The sequence below is a fragment of the Pseudomonas migulae NBRC 103157 genome (assembly GCF_002091715.1).
GTDB lineage: Bacteria > Pseudomonadota > Gammaproteobacteria > Pseudomonadales > Pseudomonadaceae > Aquipseudomonas > Aquipseudomonas migulae_A.
Genome location: NZ_BDAG01000094.1, coordinates 1 through 1265, shown reverse-complemented (window position 1 = coordinate 1265; position 1265 = coordinate 1). Strand labels below are relative to the sequence as shown.

The 1265-nt window shown below is 54.3% G+C and carries 2 protein-coding genes; both read left to right on the top strand.

Going from position 1 to position 1265, the window contains the following annotated elements; translation table 11 throughout:
• The first annotated feature begins 53 nt into the window (after positions 1 to 53).
• On the top strand, positions 54 to 449 hold the full coding sequence (locus PMI01S_RS32210) for a helix-turn-helix domain-containing protein (protein WP_235864412.1): 396 nt from the start codon (positions 54 to 56) through the stop codon (positions 447 to 449).
• Positions 353 to 1265: IS3 family transposase (locus tag PMI01S_RS30730; protein ID WP_307642251.1), on the top strand; the 913-nt coding region annotated here is incomplete at its 3' end. The genes PMI01S_RS32210 and PMI01S_RS30730, both read left to right, overlap by 97 nt.

Below are 1265 nucleotides of genomic sequence, written 5' to 3'. Positions count from 1 at the left end.
TGTTCCGTCCTGAATAAGGTTTACACCTTCTGACTTCTCATCAGGAAGGTGCAATGGATACGAGCGCAAAACGCAGTCAGCGCGATTACACGCTGACTTTTAAATTGTCGGTTGTCGACCAAGTCGAAAAAGGCGAGTTGAGTTATAAAGAGGCTCAACGGCGCTATGGGATTCAGGGCCGGTCGACGGTGTTGGTTTGGTTACGCAAGCATGGTCGGCAGGACTGGAGCCAAGGCGCTTCCATTCGTTCCCAGAGGGTCCGACCGGTGGACGAACCTACTTTGCCATTAACGCCCGAGCAGAGAATCAAAGAGCTTGAGGAGCAGTTGGCGCTGGCGAATCAGAAAGCCAAATTCTTCGAAGACGTGGTCGATGTTCTGAAGAACGACTACGGCGTATCCGTCGTAAAAAAGCGGCCCGGCAAGTCGTTGCGCAAACCAAAACCCTGAGTGTCAGCAGGGCTTGCCAGTTTATGGGGATCAGTCGCCAAGCCTTTTACAAACGCGATCGGGTCTATCGAGCCCGGATCGAGCAGGATCAGAAACTCGTGCAGTTTGTGCAGGAGATCCGCGTACGCCAACCCTGCCTGGGCACCCGCAAACTGCACGCGATGATGCATGAGAAGCACGATAAGCCAGAGCTGCATGTTGGTCGGGATCGTTTGTTTGAGGTTTTGCGCGAGCATCGGCAGTTGGTTCGCAGGAAACGGGCCTATCACAAGACGACCGACAGCCATCATCACTTTCACTGCCATCCCAATCTACTCAAGCCTGGCCCGCAGCAAGTCGCCGCTTCCGGTCCGGAACAGGTCTGGGTGGCGGATATTACTTACCTATCCACCAAACGGGATGATCCGGTCTACCTGAGCTTGGTGACGGATGACTTCTCGAGGAAAATTGTCGGTTATCACGTGCATGGCAGCCTGCATGCCGACTCGGTGGCCCAAGCCTTGCGTATGGCGCTGAAGACACGTCGAACACGCCAGCAACTGGTTCATCACTCGGATCGAGGTGTGCAGTACTGCTCAGCGCTTTATCAAAAGCTCCATGCCAAACATGGCATTACGTGCTCGATGACCGATGGTTACGATTGCTATCAAAACGCCAAGGCAGAGCGGGTTAACGGCATCTTGAAAACCGAACTCTTGCTCCACCGGCCGACAGACCTGGCACAAGCGGAGCAGATGGTGCGGGATGCAATCTTGATCTACAACCAGGAGCGTCCGCACTTGTCCTTGAAATACAAAACGCCCGATGCGGTGCATC